This window comes from Peribacillus sp. Bi96 (assembly GCF_918698115.1).
Lineage (GTDB): Bacteria > Bacillota > Bacilli > Bacillales > DSM-1321 > Peribacillus.
Window position 1 is genome coordinate 443,481 of sequence record NZ_CAKKLV010000001.1, and the last position, 21,033, is coordinate 464,513.

Below are 21,033 nucleotides of genomic sequence, written 5' to 3' on the forward strand. Positions count from 1 at the left end.
AGGGAAGCCAAAGAAACGGGGGATGAAACCAATGCCCGGAATACTTACAGCTGTCGGCTATATTATTAAAGAATTTTACTTATTAGTTTCCTATGTGAAAAATAATGCTTTTCCCCAGCCCTTGTCCGCTCAGGATGAAAAGAGATATCTGAAACTGATGAGTGAGGGTGATGGTGATGCCCGTAATATCTTGATCGAGCATAACCTAAGGCTTGTTGCCCATATCGTCAAGAAATTCGAGAATACGGGCGAAGATACAGAGGATTTGATTTCGATTGGGACGATTGGTCTGATAAAAGCCATTGAAAGTTATTCGGATGGAAAGGGTACGAAGTTGGCAACATATGCGGCGCGATGCATTGAGAATGAAATCTTGATGCATTTACGGGCGACAAAGAAAACGAAGAAGGATATTTCCCTGCATGATCCAATTGGTCAGGATAAAGAAGGAAATGAAATCAGTTTAATCGATGTACTGAAATCGGAATCAGAAGATGTCATCGATACGATTCAGCTTAATATGGAAATTGAAAAAGTGAAAAAGTATATTGATATTTTGGATGAACGGGAAAAGGAAGTCATTGTAGGCAGGTTCGGACTGGATTTAAAAAAGGAGAAAACACAGCGGGAAATCGCTAAAGAACTTGGGATTTCCCGCAGTTATGTATCAAGAATTGAAAAACGTGCTTTGATGAAGATGTTCCATGAATTTTACAGGGCAGAAAAAGAAAAGGAAAAGAAAGCAAAAGGATAGGGATGATACAGTCAAAGAGAGTGCGGGGAAATTTCCCCGCACTCTTTTTTTTAATATTTATTTCGGAACATATCTGCCAATGCGTGATAGATCTCGATTCCCTGAAAAAGGAACAGGCGTGAAGCCGTTAAAGAAAAGACCCCTATCATAATTAGTCGGAACCACATATGAATCACTCCTCGATTTTATTTTTTATAAAATGTCAGAGTGTGTAGCTACGTAATTCGCCTGAAAAAACACTGGACTGAGATAACGCTGGCGAAGATTTGAGTGAAAATAAAGAAAACTTAAAATGGATAATTCGAAAATAACAAAAAGGATAATGGTCTGCCAGGAACTGAAGAAAGGGACCAAAGGTAATTTCTTGTCGGCCTTTTCCCAGTGATGAACATCGGTATGTTCTTCAAGGGTCAGCTGCTGTGCATGATGATGAAACTGCATGGGCAGAGTCCAAAGGAGAAGGATGATGGCAGCCAGGTGGATAAAGTATTTCATATGAATCGACCACCCCTTTCCCAAGATTATATTTATCATAGCATGCTTTTAATGCGGGATAAAAGAAAAATGTTTAAAAAATACTGAAAATTCCTTTTAATTAGAAAAATATTGGAAAAACCTCTATAATAAGTTTATTGATAAAAAGGGGGCAATGCAGGATGAAATATTCTTTGACATGGGATTTGGATATCTTTTTTAAAGGAGGAAGCTCTTCAAGTGAGTTCCTGCTTTTTTTAGATGAAATCAATGAAGAGGTACAAGAATTCGACCGAATTGTAAGCCATATTAATTCAGAAGAAAATGATGAAAGCAGTTTGATTTCTGCTTTTGATCTTTTTAAAAATACAAATATGAAATCGAGACAGGCGAGCGCTTTCATCGGATGCCTGGAAGCTCAAAATGCGCAGGATAAAAAGGCAGGTCAGCTGCGAATTAAACAAATGAAGATTGTGGCTTCGCTAAAAATGGTGTTAAGTAAGCTGGATGAAAAGTTGTTGCAGCTTGATGATGCGTTTTTTCAAAAAATCCTCGATAAAGAACCGTTGAATGAATTGAAATTCGTATTGAACGAACGTCGAGATAGAGCAAAGGAAAAGCTATCCGTGAAGGAAGAATCTTTAATCACTCAATTGTCATTGGATGGTTTCGAGGGTTGGAGCCAAATGTATGATGCGATCGTCGGCTCAATGTCCATCTCCTATAAAGGTGAAAAGCTTTCTGTAGGACAAGCGGCTAATAAATTTTCTGAACCCGATAAAAGGGACCGTAAAGAATTGCTTACTGCTTGGGAACAGGCATGGGAGGAAAAAAGTGACCTTTTTGCCCGGACTTTGAATCATTTAGCTGGATTTCGCCTAAGTGTGAATGAAAAAAGGGGCTGGGATGATATTCTGAAAGAACCGCTTGAGATCGGGAGGATGAAAAAAGAAACCCTGGAGAGCATGTGGAATGTAATAGCCGATCATAAGGAGCCGCTAGTAAGATTTTTACAAAGGAAGGCGGAGTTACTGGATGTGGATAAATTAAGTTGGGCGGATTTGGATGCACCGCTCGCTGTTACAGCAGAGTCCAAAGTAATGGATTATCAAGAAGGTGCAGACTTCATCGTGCAGCAATTCTCGAAATTCGGCACTCAATTAGCAAACTTCACTCAAAAAGCTTTTGAAGACCGCTGGATTGAAGCGGAGGACAGGCCAGGTAAGAGACCAGGCGGTTTTTGCACGGGCTTCCCATTAAATAAGCAGTCCAGAATCTTCATGACGTATTCGGGGACTCCTTCGAATGTGTCCACATTGGCTCATGAATTGGGGCATGCGTTCCATTCTTATGCGATGAGGGAAATCCATCCATTGAATCGGTCATATGCGATGAACGTGGCTGAAACTGCTTCTACGTTTGCCGAGATGGTCGTTTCAGATGCAGCTGTGAAGGAAGCGGCGAGTGAGGAAGAAAAGCTGGTTCTTTTAGAAGATAAAATCCAGCGTTCCGTAGCCTTATTGATGAATATCCATGCCCGATTTTTATTTGAGACAAGATTTTATGATGAAAGGAAACTAGGATATGTCAGTGCCGAACGATTGAATGAACTGATGATGGATGCACAAAAAGAAGCTTATGGTGATGCGTTAAGTGATTATCATCCAACGTTTTGGGCTTCAAAGCTCCATTTCTATATTACTGGTGTCCCATTTTATAATTTTCCGTACACATTTGGATACTTATTCTCATTGGGCATATACGCGAACGCCCTGAAAGAACCTGCTGGTTTCGAGGAAAAATATATCGCCCTTTTAAAGGATACAGGCTCAATGAAGGTCGAGGATTTGGCGGAGAAACATTTGGGCGTCGATTTGACGACCAGGGATTTTTGGGAAGAAGCGGTTCACGCCTGCATGGAGGATGTCGAAGAATTCATGCGTTTGACAGATCCCCTTGTCCGAAAAGCATAAGATACGTTTCAGGCTGTAAATATGAACAAAAAAGCGGATGTCCATTTAGGACATCCGCTCAGTTTGTAGACAAAAGGGGTTCGGAATTAAAAATTCCGAACCCCTTTTGAAATTTCCTGCGAATTTTCGCCAAAGGTTGAGAGATGAGGGCTCTTCGAGCTCTATATTTTAGACCATTTTTGGACCTTGCCAAGTCCAATTGGGCATCTTCTTTAAATTAATGGCAGCGAAAGTAAGCATCGCCTGCATCGGCAATTTTTTAAGTTCCCTTAAAGTAGTCCAACGCATACCATGCTTTTCTTTTGCATCTGCGAATACACGCTCAATTGTTTCTTTGCGTTTCGCATATATAGGTTTTACATCTTCATGATGACGCAGATGATCTGCTGCTTCCACATAAGCTTGCCAGATATGCCGTGTCACCACTTTTTTATGGTCTTGGCTTTCTGTACACCGTGATAAAGATGAGCATGTTGCACAACTTTGTTTTCGTGATAGCCCTCTTTATTTGTTGTTGAGTACTTTAAAATTTCGCCCGAAGGGCAAAGGTAACAATCAAAGTGTTCATAGTAAACATGGTCATGTTTGCGAAAGAATCCTTCTTTTGTACGAGGATGTGTATAGGGTAAAGCAGGTGTGATTTCTTTGCTTAATAGGTAGTTAGTAATCGCTGGCGTTTTATAAGCTGCATCTGCGGCAACTGCTTCCGGTTTTCCAACCTTCTCAATCACTTGTTCAACAATTGGCTCTAAGATATGACAGTCATGTGTATTTCCAGGTGTTACAATCGTTCCTAATGCAAAACCGTTGCGGTCTGCGGCCGCGTGGAATGAATAGGCAAACTGTTTTGTTCGTTCATCTTTCACATAATAGCCACTCTCAGGATCTGTTGTACTTTCTTTAATCTCTTTGGTTTCTTCCTTATCAAATTTATCCGGTGGAAAAGGCTTTTTTTCATGGTTTTCACGATCTTGATTTATTTCATCTTGAAGGCGTCCTACCTCTGAATACATATTTTTCACCAAATCATAAATGAAAGAGAAGTCAATGGCAGCCTCCATTATACGAACCAAATGATTCGCTGGCACCAATTGATCTAAAATAATCACTTCAAGTTTTATTACTTCCATTTTAAAACAAAAAAGACTGTCGGCAAAAGAGGTTTTATCTAAAGTTATAACAAAGTTGATTGGAACGGAAGGTACGAGACTCCAGCGGGATAAGCGCGTCTACGGGAGACCCCGCAGGCGTAAGCCGAGGAGGCTCCCGGACCGCTCGCGGAAAGCGAGTGCCTGGAGTGGAAATCAACGTTCAAATTGTAAAAGCAAAAAAAGACTGTAGCGAACTCGATTTTCATCGAGTTTGCTACAGTCTGAGCGGATGTCCATTTAGGACATCTGCTTTCCCATTTAAACTTTCTTCATTTTAATTGGACTGACCATAAGTAATGATAATATAATCATGAGGGATAAGAAAAAGACCGGATGGAAATATGGGATGGCCAAATAACTCAACGTTGCGATGCAGCCGGCAACCGTAATGGGAACGCCTGTAAAATATCCATTGTTTTCACTAATATTGAAGCGGGCAAGGCGAAATGCGCCACAGCCAATATAGAAAACGGTGAAGATTGTGCCAGGTGCCCCGAATTCTATTAATATTCCTTGGTATAATAATAGAGCTGGTGCGACGCCGAAAGATATGATGTCACACATGGAATCAAGTTGCTTACCCAATTCCGATTCAATGTTGAACTTCCGTGCAACCATACCGTCAAAGCGATCTGCAAGGGCAGCCAGGAAGATTAAAAGCAGGCTTAAATTCAATTGGCCGTGCATCACGGCAATTATCGCAAATCCACCAAGGGATAAATTCATTAACGTAAGTATATTTGCTGTTTGGGCTTTTAACTTTTTAATGGTTTGGTCGAGGGCGTGTAGTAAAAACATCTTCTCACTCCTTTCAAATGAAACAAAATAATAACAAAATATAGTAAACATAAGTATTTATTATATAATAATATTTTATTTAACACAATTTATGCAAGGTATTTTTGAATAATTTTACAATTTGGAGTGGTTTTATTTGTATCAGTCTTTGTATCGCATTCTTATTGAACTGACGAATGGAAGGTATTCATCAGGTTTATTAAAGCATTTTAGCCAATCGCGCTGGAGCAGGCACTTAATTTTACTATATGTAAAAACATTCAACCTTAATCAACAAGAATTTGGAAAGGATATAAAAGCGTATAGCAATTTGCACGAGCTATTTACAAGGCAATTAAAGGCAGAAGCCAGGCCGATTACGGCAGTCCCGTCTGCGGTGGCATGTCCCGTGGATGGTGTTCTTGAGGATTCAGGGGAAATACGCACGGATAAAAAGATCGTCGTTAAAGGAAAAGTATATTCAATGGAGGAAATGGTCGGGGATGAGCTATTTTTGGAAAAGTACTTAGGCGGCAAATATCTCGTGTTATACTTAAGCCCGAGTCATTACCATAGGATCCACGCACCAATCAAGGGTTCAGTGGTCAAACGTTGGACGCTTGGAAGGAAATCGTACCCCGTTAATAAATGGGGGATGAAATATGGAAAAGAGCCTTTGTCAAAAAATTATCGCACAATAACTGAGCTTCAAAATGAAGCGGGAAATTTGGCAATGGTGAAAGTTGGTGCCATGTGTATCAATTCGATCGTCATTACTGATGAATCGGATAAATTGGAAAAAGGACAGGAATTTTCCTATTTCAGTTTTGGCTCGACAGTCGTCCTTCTTTTTGAAAAAGGCAGTTTTGAACTGGAAGGGAATTTATCCATTCCCGCCGATGTCCGTGTCGGTGAAACAATCGGATACATGAGAGCCGTTTAACCGTTTAACCTTAACCACATAGTAAAAATAAGAAGGCTGACATATGATGTCAGCCTATGTATTTCATATTAAAATATTGATCGGATTTTATGTGTTAAGGATCTTCGATGAATTTCCGTTTCTATGAGGCGGATGAAATCGGTACTTAACTTTAAATTCTGCGCTTTAAAATAGGATTCCAGCAACAGGTCATCAGATAGTTTTTGCATTAGAACGCCACTTACGGCTGCTCACCTCCAGTAGAAATTGCGAGGAATAGTTTGGTGTTTCCTTGCATATATTGATAAGTCATCCTTGATGTACCCCTACTGTATCAGAAATAAACGTGGAGAACAATCGTTCTGTTATCCACAGTTGAAAGTGGATAACCTGTGGTTAAGTTGTTTACAAAGTGAATGAAATGATGCACATCAGTATGGGAAATGTTAGTAAAGTTATCCACAGGTTGGGTAAATGAATTTTTTGTCGAAATCTTTTGGGAATAATTAGTTCTTTTGTTCTGTTCGACCCACTAATTTCTCCTTCTTTAATAAAAAATGCCTTCCCATATCAGAAAACTTACATTATGATGTTTTTTTACCGTCAGCCATTCTTTTCTAATTTTTTTTGAAAGTAAGCCGGAAATTCGATATGATGGAGACGGTAAATTTTAATGAAAATATAGAGGTGCAATTATGCTTAAATTATTTTTGCCGAGTGAACATGTTAAAAGCATTTTTAATATAGATCCTCAAGAATTGAAAAAAAGAGGGATTAAGGGAGTCATTACCGATTTGGATAATACTCTCGTTGAATGGGACAGGCCAACGGCTACCCCTGATTTAATCAAATGGTTCGACAATATGCGGGACCATGGGATTTTAGTGACGATTGTGTCCAATAATAATGAAAAACGGGTTCGGTCATTTTCCGATCCGCTTCAAATTCCGTTCATTCATCAGGCTAGGAAACCGATGGCAAAAGCTTTTCATAAAGCCCGTAAGACGATGGGACTGAAGTTAGAAGAAACAGTGGTAATCGGCGATCAGTTATTGACGGATGTATTGGGAGGGAACAGAGGCGGGTTTCATACGATTTTAGTGGTCCCTGTCGCCCAAACCGACGAATTCAGAACGAAAATCAATCGTTATTTTGAAAGAAAGATCATGGCGTTTTTTAAACGAAAAGGAATGATAAAATGGGAGGATCACAATTGAACAATCATCAAGAATTAGTATGCATCGGGTGTGGCGTGAAGGTCCAGACGGAAGATCCGAAGGAGTTGGGCTTTGCGCCTCAATCAGCTCTGGAAAAAGAGAGCATCGTTTGTCAGCGCTGCTTTAAATTGAAACATTATAACGAAGTTCAAGATGTATCCTTAACAGACGATGACTTCTTGAAAATCTTGAATAAAGTAGGCGAAACCGATTCCTTAATCGTCAAAATCGTCGATATTTTTGATTTCAATGGAAGCTGGCTTCCGGGCCTACATCGATTTGTTGGAAGAAATGATGTTCTTCTCATTGGTAATAAGGTCGACTTATTGCCTAAATCAGTAAAACCGAACAAATTGATTAATTGGATGAAGAAATCGTCGAAGGAGCTGGGGCTAAACCCGGTTGATGTCCTGCTTGTCAGTGCAGAAAAGGGAAAGCACGTACTGGAAGCGGCTGATGCGATTGAACGGTATCGCAGAGGAAAGGATGTCTATGTCGTGGGCTGTACGAATGTAGGTAAATCGACTTTCATAAACCGACTTATAAAAGCAGTGAGTGGAGAAGGTGATATCATTACGACATCCCACTTCCCAGGCACAACTTTGGATATGATTGAGATTCCTTTGGATGATGGACAGGCATTGATCGATACACCAGGAATCATTAATCATCATCAAATGGCTCATTATGTGGACAAACGGGATTTCAAGGTGATTATGCCTAAGAAGGAAATCAAACCGAGGGTGTATCAATTGAATGAAGGGCAGACGTTATTTTTCGGAGGATTGGCTCGGCTGGATTATGTTTCCGGGGGAAGACGTTCACTGACTTGCTACCTTTCAAATGAATTGAACATCCACCGTACGAAATTGGAAAATGCCGATGAATTGTATGAAAATCATGCCGGGGAATTATTGACGCCCCCACGTCCTGATCAAATCGAGGAGTTTCCGAAGTTGATTCCACATGAATTCTCCTTAAAAGATGGTAAAATGGATATTGTGTTTTCTGGTCTTGGCTGGGTTACGGTCAATGAGCCGGGAGCGAAAATCGTTGCGCATGTCCCGAAAGGCGTCAATGTGATCGTTCGTAAATCATTAATCTAAATATATAGGGGTCGTCTAGTCTATGAAAAAGATATATGGGGTAATGGGAGATCCAATTGCACATTCAATGTCACCAGACATTCATAATGATGCATTTGAAAAAGAAAATATAGAAGCGGTTTATCACCATTTTCATGTGACGAAAGAAGGTTTGGGCGATGCTGTAAAAGGCATGAAAGCCCTTGGTATAGAAGGGTTTAACATCACGATTCCTCATAAGACTTCCATCATTCCGCTCCTTGATGAAGTGGATGAACTGGCCCTTGCAATTGGGGCTGTAAATACGGTTGTTAACAAAAATGGTCGATTTATAGGGTATAATACAGACGGAAAAGGATTTTTCAAATCTTTATGCGATGAAATATCAGGTGACATTAAGGCTAAAAATACGTTAGTGATCGGAGCGGGCGGTGCTGCGCGTGCGATTTATTTTACCCTTGTAAAAGAAGGGGTAAAGCAAGTTGATATTGCAAATCGGACAAAGGAAAAAGCGGCCGGACTTGTTTCTGATTGCCCATATGATAAAGTATCGAAGGCACTCTCGATTATCGAAGCGGAAGAAAGCTTATCACAATATGATTTAATCATCCAAACGACTTCTTCTGGGATGAGTCCGGAAGTGGATCATTCACCGTTGAAGATCGACCAGCTCAAAACCGGTGCAATCGTCAGCGATATCATCTATAACCCTCTGCAGACCAAGCTGCTGCGTGAAGCGGAGGAAAAAGGGGCGGAAACGCAAAATGGTTTGGGGATGTTCATCAACCAGGCTGCGCTCGCTTTTGAGATATGGACAGGCATTATGCCGGATACAGCAAGAATGACAGATATTGTCTTGAACAAACTAGGAGGTAACACATGTTAACAGGAAAACAAAAAAGATTCTTACGATCAAAGGCCCATCACCTGAATCCAATTTTTCAAGTTGGTAAAGGCGGAGTCAATGATAATCTCATCAAGCAAATTGGTGAGGCGCTTGAAGTACGTGAAATAATCAAGGTCAGCATCCTGCAAAACTGTGAAGAGGACCGCAATGATGTGGGACTTTCTTTATCAAAAGGAGCAAGGGCGGAATTGGTTCAGATTATCGGCAACACAATTGTGCTGTATAAAGAATCAAAAGAAAACAAACAACTTAAATTACCTTAAGGAACCTATCTATGAAAAAAATTGGAATTCTTGGCGGTACATTCAATCCCCCACATATCGGTCATTTAATTATAGCGAATGAAGTGCTGGACGCTCTTGAGCTAGATGAAATTAGATTCATGCCAAATCATGTTCCTCCTCACAAGGAAAAATCGGAGGAAGTAACTGATATGGACAGGCTGGCAATGTTGGAAAACGCGATAGCCGGAAACCCATCTTTTTATATTGAGGGTATTGAAATAGAAAGAAAAGGCACATCTTATACGTATGATACGATAAAATTGCTGAAAGAACTTGAGCCAACCAATGAGTTCTATTTCATAATTGGCGCAGATATGATTGAGTATTTACCTAATTGGCACCGTATTGAAGAACTGATGGACCTGGTCAATTTCGTCGGGGTGAAGCGCCCTGGCTATAATGAAAAGACCGTATACCCAATCACGATGGTAAAAGTCCCGCAGATGTTCATATCATCTTCCATGATACGCAGGAAGTTAAGAACGGGAAAAACCGTGAAATATTTAATAGCAGATCCAGTGGTGAAGTATATTAAAGGGAATGGTTTATATGAATCGTGAGAAAGCATTGGCGCTGGTCAAGGAGCAAATAACCGAGCGCAGGTACATTCATACTTTAGGTGTTGTAGAATCAGCCATTGAACTTGCCGAAATGTATGGAGCTGACGTCAAAAAAGCGGAACTGGCAGCAATTTTCCATGATTATGCAAAATTTCGTCCGAAAGAGGAAATGGAGCAAATTATAATCTCTGAAAACATGGCGCCGGATTTACTCCAATATAATATGGAGTTGTGGCATGCTCCTGTCGGGGCTTATCTCGTGAAAAAGGAAGCAGGTATCACCGACGTTGAAATATTGGATGCGATTGCCTATCATACGTCCGGCAGGGTTGGCATGAGCCTATTGGATAAGGTCGTATATCTTGCTGACTATATTGAGCCCGGACGTTCTTTTCCCGGAGTCGATGAAGTCAGGCAGACTGCCAAGCAAAATTTGGACCATGCTGTCATCCAGGCTTTAAGGAATACAGTTGTTTTTTTAATGAAAAGAAATCAGGCAATTTACCCTGACACATTTAAGACATATAATGATTTGATCATGAATTTGAAGGAGAAGATGTAATGACTGAACGTGAACTTCTTGTAATTGCAGCAAAAGCGGCGGATGATAAAAGGGCCGAAGATATCGTAGCACTGAACATGCAAGGGATATCCCTTGTCGCGGATTACTTTTTAATCTGTCACGGTAATTCTGAAAAACAAGTTCAAGCCATAGCTCGTGAAATGAAGAGCAAAGCTGATGAATCAGGAATCAATGTAAAACGCCTTGAAGGTTTTGACGAAGCGAAATGGGTGCTAGTGGATCTTGGCGATGTAGTGGCCCACATTTTCCATAAGGATGAAAGAAACTATTATAACCTCGAACGTTTATGGGGAGATGCACCTTTTGAGGATCTAGAGAGTGAACTGACTACATGACCTACGAACGCTTTGCCTATGTATACGATGAATTGATGAAGGACGCTCCCTATGAAAAATGGCTGGTGATCCTTACGGCGAAGCTGGAGCAGTACGGAATTGACGGAAGGAAGGTCCTGGATTTAGCGTGTGGAACCGGGGAAATGACCGTTGAATTGGCGCAACACGGATTTGAAGTCACGGGCGTGGATTTATCGGATGAAATGCTTCTGGTTGCCAATGAAAAAGCGGTCAAGCTTGGATTATCGATTCCTCTTTTCCAACAGAATATGGCAGAACTCGAGGGACTTGGTCAATTTGACTGTGTCACGATTTTTTGTGATTCGTTGAACTACCTTCGTGACGAAGCGGATATAGTTAAAACGTTTAACCGGGTTCATGAGCATTTGAAGGATGGCGGATTATTTTTGTTTGATGTCCATTCCATTTATAAAATGGAAAAAGTCTTTCAAAATCATACGTTTGCGGTCAATGATGAAGAAGTATCTTATATCTGGGACTGTTTCCCGGGTGAAGAACCTTACAGTGTGGAACATGATTTAAGTTTTTTTGTAAGGGACGATGAAAGTGGTCTGTATGACCGTTTTGATGAGTTGCATTATCAACGGACCTATCCAGTTGAACAATATAAAAAGTGGCTGCAGCAAGCAGGTTTTACGGTTTCTGAACTACTGGCGGATCTTGAAGAAGCACCGCTTGTAACGGAAACCGAAAGAATCTTGTTTGTAGCCAGTAAATAATGAAGAGGTCAAGAATCTCCGTTCGTACATCACGCGTACGAGTGGAGGTCTGACCTCTTCTTTTTTTTATATTAAGAAGGAAAATAGATATAGATTACGAATATTAATAAGGATGGCCGAACTGCTTTTCAACTTCGTGAAGATCTTCAGCAAACTTTTCATGTGTCGCTTGAAAAAGATGATGGAACATTTCCCCGGTTTCAGCTTCTAAAACCTTGATCCCCTCACCTGTTATTCCACCCTTTACACACACCTTTTCCTGTAAGGCCGGCAATGTATAAACTCCCTTCCCAAGTAGTTCCCCTAAGCCTATCAGCATGTTCTCAGTCAAAGTCGTAGCGGTTTCCTTGTCTATCTTCGTCGTTTGGCAGGCCGCGTCAATAAAAGCTTGTGCTAAATAGCTAAAGAAAGCCGGACCGCAGCTGACGATGTCGGAAGAGACCCGGGTGATATCATTTTCAATGATGACCGGTGCCGATATGGCGGATGCCAAATCATATAAAGAAGACTTTGTCTCCACACTGCAGCTTTTTCCAAAGCTTAGTAATGATACCCCTGAACCCACACGGTTCGTTATGCTAGGGATAAAACGGGCACAAGGGGCACTCACTGCCGATTCAAGCTGAGAGACTGAAAGCGGACTTGTAATGGAGATAAGTAGTTGTTCTTTTTTTATATGATGTTTGATGCCCTGTAATAGGCTATCAATTTGTAATGGTTTTACACAGATAAAAATAAAGTCCGCTTGTTGGGCTATTTCGACTGCGCTTTTTGCAACCTCGATACCTGGGTGCTTTTCTTTCAGCATTAATGCTTTGGAAAGTGTTCGGTTCGTTATCAATAAATCTGCCGGATTCAATTTTTTTGCCTCCAGCCAAGCCTCAATTAAGATGGTACCCATATTGCCGGTTCCAATTACACCGATTTTCTTCAATGCCGATCAACTCCTCTCTCTTAAAGCGATTGATTCTCCTAAAAACACTATGTATTTTTAATCTGTCCTATGACAATGTATTATCCGATATCTAGCAAGGAGGCAAAGAAATGGATGGAATTTCAAAAAAGAAAATGGTGATGACAGCCGCTGCAATGGCAACTGTAGTAGCGGCGATTTACTTTTTTTTGCAACCAGGAAAGGATCCGGTTAATCCGCAGCCGGAAGATATATTTGCCGTTTCTGCAAAAAAGGATGGAATGGAACAAAGTGAAAGTGAAATCGATGAAGAACCTCCTATCATTAAAGTCGATGTAAAAGGAGCGGTACTGGCCCCAGGCGTATTTACTGCCCAGGCGGGTGACAGGGTAATCGATTTGATTTCGGCTGCGGGCAGTTTTACGGACAGGGCCGATAAGAATAAAGTGAATTTTGCCCAAATTGTCGAGGACCAAATGGTCATTTATGTACCGGAAGTAGGTGAAGAAGACGGGGGAATAACGGAGAATATACAAGTCGCTTCATCTGGCTCTGCTTCACTAGGGACGTCAAGTGGGCAGGTGAACTTGAACACGGCTACCCAGGAAGAGCTGGAGACCCTGACGGGAATTGGACCATCCAAAGCGGCCGCGATCTTGGAGTATAGGGAAACGGTAGGGAAATTCGAGCAGGTTGATGACTTGAAGAAGGTATCGGGGATCGGCGATAAAACATTTGAAAGGTTACAGGCTTCCATTTCGGTGAAATGAATGATTGAATAGGCTACACAAAAGGACAAGAAGAGGGTAAAATTGAAGAAAATCATTCAACCGAAATAGGGGATTGGGGATAACAACATGAACAGAATTAGTTGGGATCAATATTTTATGGCGCAAAGCCATTTATTAGCTTTAAGGAGCACATGCACACGCCTCACTGTCGGCGCGACGATCGTCAGGGATAACCGAATCATTGCTGGAGGATATAATGGATCCATTGCAGGAGGGACGCACTGTATTGATGAGGGGTGTTATGTCATTGATAACCATTGTGTCAGAACGATACATGCCGAAATGAATGCACTATTGCAATGTGCGAAATTCGGGGTGCCTACTGATAAGGCAGAAATATATGTAACGCATTTTCCATGCCTTCAATGCTGTAAATCACTCATCCAAGCTGGAATCAAAGCTGTTTATTATGCGGAGGATTACAAAAATCATCCATATGCTCTTGAATTATTCAAGCAGGCTGGTGTCAAGACCGAAAAGGTTGAATCGAAAGGGGCCATCGATGTTAACGGAAAAGAAAAACTGGACTTTGTGCATTCATTGCTAGCCCAACTTAAACATTCAGGAATGGAAAGTGAAGCAGTATTGGAGCTGGAAAGGCAGGCAAAGCAGATATTCGGTAATTAAATTGGACGGGAGGGCAGGCATGGCCAGACACCTTCTCTTACTAGCCATTTCGGCAACATTTGGAGTTTCGGCCCATTCATTTTTTAATGTAAGGTTTCTAATCGTTATCCTTATTTTTCTTTGTTTCCTTTATTATACGGTCGGGTTGAGTGTGAAGGCACTTAGCCTGCATTTAGTGGTCATGGCAATTTTTTTAGGTGCCGCCACCTTAGCTGATCATCGAAACAACACCGTCTATACTGGATCGGAAAGCGACTTTATCATCACATTTACCCACCAACCGAATATAGATGGAAATGCATTGAAAGGATTCATCGAAAGTGAGCGAGGCGAACGGCTAATGCTTCGTTATAAAATTACCACCGAACAAGAAAAGGAAAATCTGAGCAGGCTACTGCAAATCGGCTTATCCTGTCGGGCCGAAGGGAACTTGCAAATTCCCGACAAACACAGGAATGAAAACGGATTCGATTATCAGCGTTATCTTTTGCGGCAAGGCACCCATTGGATATTTAAAGCTGATTCCATTTCATTTCAAGAATGCGTTGTGGATGGAAATTCGATGGTCGTTTCGATTCGTAATCTGCGCATGAAGGGAATTGCTTATATTAGAGAACACTTTCCGGAAGAATCGAGTGGTTTCGTCACAGCTCTCGTTTTCGGTGACCAGACATATATTGATGCAAATGACCTTACTAATTATCAGCAACTTAGTCTGGTGCATTTACTGGCGATCTCTGGCCTTCATGTCAGTTTTTTAACGGGGTTGTTATTTTATCTTGGCATCCGGATTGGAATTACACGGGAAAGGATGACGGTGGCCATCCTAATCTTCCTTCCGGTTTACATGATACTTACAGGAGCTAGCCCATCAGTGGTGAGATCATGTTTAATGGCCATGCTATTGTTTTTACTCCTGCTATTCAAGAAACGAGTCTCGGCTGGTGCCGCAATCGGAGCGGTTTATATGGCATTGATATTTTTTCAACCTAATATGCTCTATGATATAGGTTTTCAACTTTCATTTGCGGTCACTTTTTCAATCATCATGTCTTCACGCATTTTCTCATATTATTCCCAAAAAACGATGCAGCTTTTCATCATCAGTTCAATCTGCCAATTGTCAGCACTTCCAATTTTGCTTTTTCACTTTTTTGAAGTATCTTTTCTTGGAGTGTTCTTGAACGTATTGTATGTGCCGCTTTATTCCATCATTTTGCTTCCTTTGTCACTGATTTCCCTCTTTATTCATTTATTGATGCCTTCCATCGGACAGCCCCTTCTATCGATATTGAACTTCACCTTCATACTCTCTAATAAAGCCGCAGATGCAGCAGCGAACTTGCCCCTATCCTCCATTTCATTTGGAAAACCACATTTCATCATGATGATATTTCTTGTTATTACCCTTTTAGGATTATATCTGAATTGGGAAGAATCTTTTGATAAAAGTAAAATCTGGTGGGGAATTATGATGGTTCTTTTACTTTTTCAATATAATTTGCAAAAGCTTTCTCCCTTTGGTGAAGTACAAATGATCGATGTCGGACAAGGTGACTCCATTTTGATTATCCTGCCGTTCAACCGCGGAAATTATTTGATCGATACGGGCGGTCAAATTACATTCCCCATCGAAACATGGGCAAAAAAGCGAAAGAAGTTCAATACGGCGGAAGATATCATTATTCCTTTATTGAAAAGTAAGGGAATTCACCAATTGGACAAACTGATTTTAACTCATGCGGATGCAGATCATGTGGGCAGTGCAAAAGAATTAATTGATCATTTCAAAGTGGAGGAAATCGTGATTGGAGGCTGGAATGAAGAGCATTTTCGAGACTTGGATTTTGTGTCAAGGGCAAGAGAGAAAAAGATGAAGATAACGGTCATGAAAAGGGGAGACCAATGGGTAATGGGCGGAGCGCGGTTTTCCGTTCTAGATCCTCATGAAAAAGAAGAAAATAAAAATGATTCGTCCATAGTCATATACGCAGAGCTTGGGGGATTGTCATGGTTATTAACGGGAGATATGGAGGAAGAGGGGGAAAGGGGATTTTTGGACACTTTTCCACAGATACAGGCGGATATCTTGAAGGTTGGTCACCATGGGAGCAAGACATCTTCTTCCTCCTCCTTTCTTGAACAGGTAAAGCCAAGAGCTGCGCTTATTTCAGTTGGAAAAGATAATAGATACGGGCACCCTCACGGAGACGTAATCAGGAATCTGGAGGAAAATGGCACACGGGTGTTCAGGACGGATGAAGATGGTTCTATTATTTACAAGTTTTACAAAAGGAAAGGAACCTTTCGAAAGACTCTTCCATAGTATGTAGAAAATCAAAAAGAAAGAGACTGCAACGGCAGCCTCCTTCCGGAAAAATAAGTGCATGTTTAAAATGAAATCAGGATCCGACAGCTTTAATGACGACAGCTATGGTGAACATGGCAGCGAAGAATACAAAAGAACCGATGAATCCCATAGCGGAATCAGCGACGTCATCTGTCTTTGATTGGACATTCTTTTCGAATTCGTTCATTATTTACCCCTCCTATTTCTGCTAATAGTATAAAACATTACCAAAAAAAAATCTACCGGCTGCATTACTTCATTTCCTTTACTGACAAGAGTTGTCACAAATAGTTTGGGACTTTGAGGTCAAAATAAAGGTACAAACAAAGCAAGCAAAAAAGAAAAGCTCAATTTATGTTCTACATGAATACTTTACCCGCTTTCAAGGGAGATTACCCGGGCCTTCCTTGAAAGTGTTCATATAGATCCGGAACTAGTCCTTTAGGGGGCTAGTTCCCTTTATAGCTTGTCAAATGGTCCATCCACCTATACCATTAGAGAAGAATACATAAAAAAGAGGCGGATTCTATTGGTATTAGACGTATGGAAAAGCATAAAAAAAGGGCAATTCGCGCCAGTATACTTGTTGTATGGAACGGAAGCCTATCTAATTAATGAAACGAAGCAGCTATTGATTGAGAATATCCTTCACGAGGATGAGATGGATTTTAACTTTTCACAATTTGATTTAGAAGAGACGCCTGTTGAAACAGCGCTTGAAGATGTCGAGACCCTTCCATTTATCGGGGAAAGACGTCTTGTATTCATGCAAAACCCATTTTTTTTGACAGCTGAAAAAACGAAGTCGAGAGTTGAACATAATGTGAAAAGACTTGAAGCATATTTGGCTGATCCTGTTCCTTATTCTATTGTTGTATTAACCGCTCCTTATGAAAAACTGGATGAACGGAAAAAAATCACCAAGGAACTGAAGCGTAAAGCGGTTCTCGTTGAAGCGAAGAAGCTTGGGGACCATGAGTTAAAGGGGTGGGTGAAGGAGCGGGTTGAAGCTTCTTCGGTCCAAATAGATGAACAGGCCACAGAGCTTTTACTTGAACTTGCAGGAACGAATTTGATGATGCTGACGAATGAACTGGATAAAATGGTGCTTTATGTAGAAGCTGATAAACACATAACAGTCGATGTTGTGGAAAAGCTAGTCGCTAAATCCCTGGAGCAAAATATATTCACGCTTGTTGATCATGTATTACAGCGGAAGATGGAGAGCGCCATGACGATTTTACATGATCTTCTCCGCCAGAATGAAGAGCCGATTAAGATATTGAGCGTTATGGCGGGACAGGTCAGGTTAATGTATCAAGTGAAGGAGCTTTCTCGACAAGGATATAGCCAGCAAAAAATTGCAGGACAATTAAAGGTGCACCCATACAGGGTAAAGCTGGCACTTGAAAAGACGGGGAAATTCCAGGAACGCGAGCTGTTGAGCATCATGAATGACTTAGCGGAGGCAGATTATAAAATGAAGACTGGGCAAGCCGATAAGGCGATAACGCTTGAGTTGCTGCTCTTAAAAATTAGATAAAAAAAAGGTGACAGATACACTGTCACCTTTTTTTACACGAAAAAACACGCACAAAAAAAACGATCCTATTGGATCGTTTATTTTTTTGTCATTATGCGTTAAGAGCGTTAAGTCTTTTCGCTAAACGAGATTTTTTACGGGCTGCCGCATTTTTATGGATTAATCCTTTAGATGCAGCTTTGTCTAATTTTACAGCAGCTGTTAAAAGAGCTTCTTTAGCAGCTTCAACGTTTTCACCAGCTAATGCAACTTCAGCGTTTTTCACTGTAGTACGCATAGTTGATCTAACAGTAATGTTATGAACGCGTTTTTTGTCGTTGATTTTCACACGTTTAATAGCAGATTTAATGTTTGGCATTCCGTTCACCTCCTACAAAGAAATCGAGATTATATGAACTCGACTTTTCAAATCCATATCAAATAGCACAAGTGATATTCTATCAGACTGCTCATGAATATGCAATACTTCAGATTGAGAATCGAAAAGGAATTATAATTTCTGGAATAAATTCATCTCGTCATAATTGATTGTACCAAAAAAATGAATAATAAAAAAGCAAAAACGACAGAATGTTTAAGAGAGACTAGTGAAATTACTAGATTAGATACAATTCAAACAGCAGGAGGGCGCTATGGAAAAACATTTGGATCTTAGTAAATACGGAATTCGAACAGATTTGGCGATTGAAGCAAAGGAAATTGCCCTTGAACATAAAGGTGTTGTTGAGGAAGTGGATGTATCCCATATTGAAGGGGTCATCATTAAGGAAAAAGATGTGGATGATCTGAAGGTATCCTTAGTCGAAGTCACGGCGGAGGGGGAAAAAGAAATTGGTAAAAAACAGGGCAGTTATTTAACTATCGAAGTCCAGGGGATCCGTCAGCAGGATACGGATACGCAGCAGAGGGTAGAAAAGGTGTTTGCCGATGAACTGGCTTATTTCTTAAAACGGAATAAAATCACCAAGGAAAGCAGTTGTTTAGTTGTCGGACTGGGTAATTGGAATGTTACTCCTGATGCCCTGGGGCCTGCAGTCGTTGAGAACCTTGTAGTCACGAGGCATTTGTTCGAGTTGCAGCCGGAGTCCGTTAAGGAAGGGTATCGGCCAGTCAGTGCTATTTCTCCAGGCGTGATGGGAATTACAGGAATTGAAACGAGTGACATCATAAAAGGTGTCATTGAGAAAAGTAACCCCGATTTCCTGATCGTCGTTGATGCTTTGGCTGCCCGTTCGATCGATCGTGTAAACTCAACGATTCAAATTACGGATACAGGCATTCATCCTGGCTCTGGTGTAGGTAATAAACGAAAGGAAATAAGTCAGGATACACTGGGAGTTCCTGTAATAGCCATTGGGATACCTACCGTCGTTGATGCTGTAGCGATTGCTAGCGATACGATTGATTATATTTTGAAGCATTTTGGCAAGGAAATGAATGAAGGGGACAGACCATCACGTTCGTTGGCTCCCGCCGGATTCAGTTTTGGAAAGCGTACAAAGCTGACCGATGAAGATATGCCAGGGGAGAAGGAACGCCAAACCTTCATGGGAATGATAGGTGTCCTCCCTGATGAAGAGAAGCGGAAATTGATTTATGAGGTGCTGTCACCGCTCGGTCAAAATTTAATGGTTACACCGAAAGAAGTGGATGTTTTCATTGAGGATATGGCCAATTTGATAGCTAATGGGTTGAATGCAGCGTTGCATAACTCAATAAATCAAGAAAATACTGGCTACTACACCCGTTAAATCCTTTTTAGTGCCCAAAAATGGTGTTCTACCCTTTCTAGCAAAGTCATAGGTATTAATAGACAAGCTGTAGAGAGGGTGGAAGGATGAAAAGAAGATATTCCCCAGGGATCATAACAGCCATTCACGGATCAACAATTATAAAAACTTTTCTAGGTATTCTCGCCTTGCTTCTTTTTGTTTTTTCAGTCAGTGGGGTCATGACTTCCCTAAGACCTGAGTATCGGATATCTTCGGATTCCGTACATACTGTAGCCAACCAATTTTCAGGGAAAATGCTGTTCTCGATGCTGGCCAATGAAAACCATTATTTTTTTAATGCCCTGCCAGAAGGGAAACAAGAATCGGTGATCACGAAACAGTTGATAAAGGTATCGACCAACATTTCATTGGAGGACCCGCGAAGTTTACTTGGCCGGGAACTTCCTGGCTTTTCAATTTTTGATAATGAGATCCTCGTCGCTGGGGAAGGAACGAATTATACGAATATGCCGTATGAATCGTCGCCGCCTCTAGACGTCCTGAATGAAGAAAGGGATGCATCCCTGCAAAACCTGGATGAGATTGAAGAACCGGAAAAAGGAGTGGCCAATCAGCCTAAACAAACGACCAATGGGCGGAAAGTGGTTGAGATTTATCATAGCCATAACCGGGAATCGTATCTTCCTTATTTAAAAGGTGTGACCAATCCGGACCTTGCCTACCACTCTAAGATCAATATTACGAAACTCGGGGAACGGATGGTGGAAGATCTAGCTGATAAGGGGATTGGTTCCTCGCTCGATAGAACGGATATCATGGGTAGTCTGAATAATAAAGGATTGAATTATACTAAATCCTATCAAGAATCCCGAAAATCCGTGCAGACTGCAATGGCCAATAATAAAGATTTGGAATATCTCATTGATATCCATCGCGATTCAAAACGGAAAAAAAATACGACCATTACAATCAATGGTAAAGAGTATGCCAAGATCGCCTTCGTGATCGGTGGCAATAACCCGAACTTTGAAAAAAATGCCGCGCTTGCCAATAAGCTTCATAAAGCATTGGAAAAAAAATACCCAGGTATTTCACGCGGTGTTATGAAACAGGGCGGATCTAGCCATAATGGTATATATAATCAAGATTTATCAGGCAATGCCATGCTCATTGAAATTGGCGGAGTCGATAATACTTTCGAAGAAATGTACTTGACAGTCGATGCCTTTTCCGATGTTTTCAGTGAATTCTATTGGGATGCCAAGGCGGTGGATAAAACGACTGGGGAATCGGAAGCGAAGTAATTTGAAAGGA

General features: G+C 41.0%; 23 protein-coding genes and 1 pseudogene. 17 read left to right on the forward strand and 7 right to left on the reverse strand.

The features are described from left to right. Positions 1-31: 31 nt before the first annotated feature. Entirely contained in the window at positions 32-754 is a 723-nt protein-coding gene (gene sigK, locus LQ203_RS02110) for an RNA polymerase sporulation sigma factor SigK (RefSeq protein WP_230155204.1), read from the forward strand. A gap of 192 nt (positions 755-946) precedes the next feature. On the opposite strand, the gene LQ203_RS02115 is transcribed toward sigK, so the two are convergent. Next, positions 947-1,249, reverse strand: a complete 303-nt coding sequence (locus tag LQ203_RS02115; RefSeq protein ID WP_230155206.1) for a hypothetical protein — start codon at positions 1,247-1,249, stop codon at positions 947-949. Positions 1,250-1,410: 161 nt separating this feature from the next. On the opposite strand from LQ203_RS02115, the gene LQ203_RS02120 reads away from it, so the two are divergent. Continuing rightward, entirely contained in the window at positions 1,411-3,201 is a 1,791-nt protein-coding gene (locus LQ203_RS02120; RefSeq protein WP_230155208.1) for a M3 family oligoendopeptidase, read from the forward strand. A gap of 168 nt (positions 3,202-3,369) precedes the next feature. Here LQ203_RS02120 and LQ203_RS02125 read toward each other — a convergent pair. Beyond that, positions 3,370-4,331: pseudogene (locus LQ203_RS02125) on the reverse strand (transposase). A gap of 279 nt (positions 4,332-4,610) precedes the next feature. Next, entirely contained in the window at positions 4,611-5,150 is a 540-nt protein-coding gene (gene pssA / locus LQ203_RS02130) for a CDP-diacylglycerol--serine O-phosphatidyltransferase (protein ID WP_230155210.1), read from the reverse strand. A 136-nt stretch (positions 5,151-5,286) separates the two neighbouring features. Between pssA and LQ203_RS02135 the strand changes: the two genes are divergently transcribed. After that, complete coding sequence (locus LQ203_RS02135; protein ID WP_230155212.1) at positions 5,287-6,072, forward strand: phosphatidylserine decarboxylase; 786 nt, start codon at positions 5,287-5,289, stop codon at positions 6,070-6,072. A gap of 68 nt (positions 6,073-6,140) precedes the next feature. Here LQ203_RS02135 and LQ203_RS02140 read toward each other — a convergent pair whose 3' ends face one another. After that, positions 6,141-6,281, reverse strand: coding sequence for a sporulation histidine kinase inhibitor Sda (locus tag LQ203_RS02140; RefSeq protein WP_034311351.1), 141 nt, complete (start codon positions 6,279-6,281; stop codon positions 6,141-6,143). Between the two features lie 465 nt (positions 6,282-6,746). Here LQ203_RS02140 and LQ203_RS02145 point away from each other — a divergent pair, with 465 nt between their 5' ends. The 8 genes from LQ203_RS02145 to LQ203_RS02180 are packed head-to-tail and all read left to right on the forward strand — an operon-like array spanning position 6,747 to position 11,762. After that, on the forward strand, positions 6,747-7,268 hold the full coding sequence (locus LQ203_RS02145; RefSeq protein WP_230155214.1) for a YqeG family HAD IIIA-type phosphatase: 522 nt from the start codon (positions 6,747-6,749) through the stop codon (positions 7,266-7,268). Continuing rightward, the gene (yqeH, locus tag LQ203_RS02150; protein ID WP_230155216.1) at positions 7,250-8,374 is read left to right on the forward strand and encodes a ribosome biogenesis GTPase YqeH; all 1,125 of its coding nucleotides are present in this window, start codon (positions 7,250-7,252) and stop codon (positions 8,372-8,374) included. The genes LQ203_RS02145 and yqeH overlap by 19 nt, the downstream gene beginning before the upstream one ends. A 22-nt stretch (positions 8,375-8,396) precedes the next feature. Then, positions 8,397-9,239, forward strand: coding sequence for a shikimate dehydrogenase (gene aroE, locus LQ203_RS02155; RefSeq protein ID WP_230155217.1), 843 nt, complete (start codon positions 8,397-8,399; stop codon positions 9,237-9,239). Beyond that, entirely contained in the window at positions 9,233-9,523 is a 291-nt protein-coding gene (gene yhbY, locus LQ203_RS02160) for a ribosome assembly RNA-binding protein YhbY (protein WP_230155220.1), read from the forward strand. The genes aroE and yhbY overlap by 7 nt, the downstream gene beginning before the upstream one ends. 11 nt (positions 9,524-9,534) lie before the next feature. Then, a complete protein-coding gene (locus LQ203_RS02165) occupies positions 9,535-10,104 on the forward strand; it encodes a nicotinate-nucleotide adenylyltransferase (RefSeq protein WP_230155222.1) in 570 nt (189 codons plus the stop codon). Continuing rightward, positions 10,094-10,666: a bis(5'-nucleosyl)-tetraphosphatase (symmetrical) YqeK gene (yqeK, locus tag LQ203_RS02170; protein ID WP_230155224.1), complete on the forward strand. Its 573-nt coding sequence runs from the start codon at positions 10,094-10,096 to the stop codon at positions 10,664-10,666. The genes LQ203_RS02165 and yqeK overlap by 11 nt, the downstream gene beginning before the upstream one ends. Continuing rightward, positions 10,666-11,022 (forward strand): ribosome silencing factor, encoded by a 357-nt coding sequence (gene rsfS / locus LQ203_RS02175; protein ID WP_101222622.1) that lies wholly within the window; start codon positions 10,666-10,668, stop codon positions 11,020-11,022. Before yqeK ends, rsfS begins: the two co-directional genes overlap by 1 nt. Further along, positions 11,019-11,762, forward strand: coding sequence for a class I SAM-dependent methyltransferase (locus LQ203_RS02180; protein ID WP_230155226.1), 744 nt, complete (start codon positions 11,019-11,021; stop codon positions 11,760-11,762). The genes rsfS and LQ203_RS02180 overlap by 4 nt, the downstream gene beginning before the upstream one ends. A 103-nt stretch (positions 11,763-11,865) precedes the next feature. On the opposite strand, the gene comER is transcribed toward LQ203_RS02180, so the two are convergent. Continuing rightward, positions 11,866-12,696 carry a late competence protein ComER gene (gene comER / locus LQ203_RS02185; protein ID WP_290370506.1) on the reverse strand — a complete coding sequence of 277 codons (831 nt, stop codon included), beginning with the start codon at positions 12,694-12,696 and terminating at the stop codon, positions 11,866-11,868. Between the two features lie 110 nt (positions 12,697-12,806). Between comER and LQ203_RS02190 the strand changes: the two genes are divergently transcribed. From LQ203_RS02190 to LQ203_RS02200, 3 genes are all read left to right on the forward strand, one after another. Continuing rightward, entirely contained in the window at positions 12,807-13,445 is a 639-nt protein-coding gene (locus LQ203_RS02190; RefSeq protein WP_230155228.1) for a helix-hairpin-helix domain-containing protein, read from the forward strand. 87 nt (positions 13,446-13,532) lie between these two features. Continuing rightward, positions 13,533-14,093: a ComE operon protein 2 gene (locus tag LQ203_RS02195; RefSeq protein WP_230155230.1), complete on the forward strand. Its 561-nt coding sequence runs from the start codon at positions 13,533-13,535 to the stop codon at positions 14,091-14,093. A gap of 19 nt (positions 14,094-14,112) precedes the next feature. Then, entirely contained in the window at positions 14,113-16,419 is a 2,307-nt protein-coding gene (locus tag LQ203_RS02200; protein WP_230155232.1) for a DNA internalization-related competence protein ComEC/Rec2, read from the forward strand. Between the two features lie 76 nt (positions 16,420-16,495). Here LQ203_RS02200 and LQ203_RS02205 read toward each other — a convergent pair whose 3' ends face one another. Beyond that, positions 16,496-16,630 (reverse strand): YqzM family protein, encoded by a 135-nt coding sequence (locus LQ203_RS02205; RefSeq protein WP_081108861.1) that lies wholly within the window; start codon positions 16,628-16,630, stop codon positions 16,496-16,498. Between the two features lie 342 nt (positions 16,631-16,972). Here LQ203_RS02205 and holA point away from each other — a divergent pair, with 342 nt between their 5' ends. After that, on the forward strand, positions 16,973-17,986 hold the full coding sequence (holA, locus tag LQ203_RS02210; protein ID WP_230155234.1) for a DNA polymerase III subunit delta: 1,014 nt from the start codon (positions 16,973-16,975) through the stop codon (positions 17,984-17,986). A 91-nt stretch (positions 17,987-18,077) separates the two neighbouring features. Here the strand turns inward: holA and rpsT are convergent, their stop codons facing one another. After that, positions 18,078-18,344, reverse strand: coding sequence for a 30S ribosomal protein S20 (gene rpsT, locus LQ203_RS02215; RefSeq protein WP_034308554.1), 267 nt, complete (start codon positions 18,342-18,344; stop codon positions 18,078-18,080). 274 nt (positions 18,345-18,618) lie between these two features. Between rpsT and gpr the strand changes: the two genes are divergently transcribed. Then, the gene (gpr, locus tag LQ203_RS02220; RefSeq protein WP_230155236.1) at positions 18,619-19,737 is read left to right on the forward strand and encodes a GPR endopeptidase; all 1,119 of its coding nucleotides are present in this window, start codon (positions 18,619-18,621) and stop codon (positions 19,735-19,737) included. An 86-nt stretch (positions 19,738-19,823) separates the two neighbouring features. Next, positions 19,824-21,023 carry a stage II sporulation protein P gene (locus LQ203_RS02225; RefSeq protein ID WP_230155238.1) on the forward strand — a complete coding sequence of 400 codons (1,200 nt, stop codon included), beginning with the start codon at positions 19,824-19,826 and terminating at the stop codon, positions 21,021-21,023. Positions 21,024-21,033 lie beyond the last annotated feature (10 nt).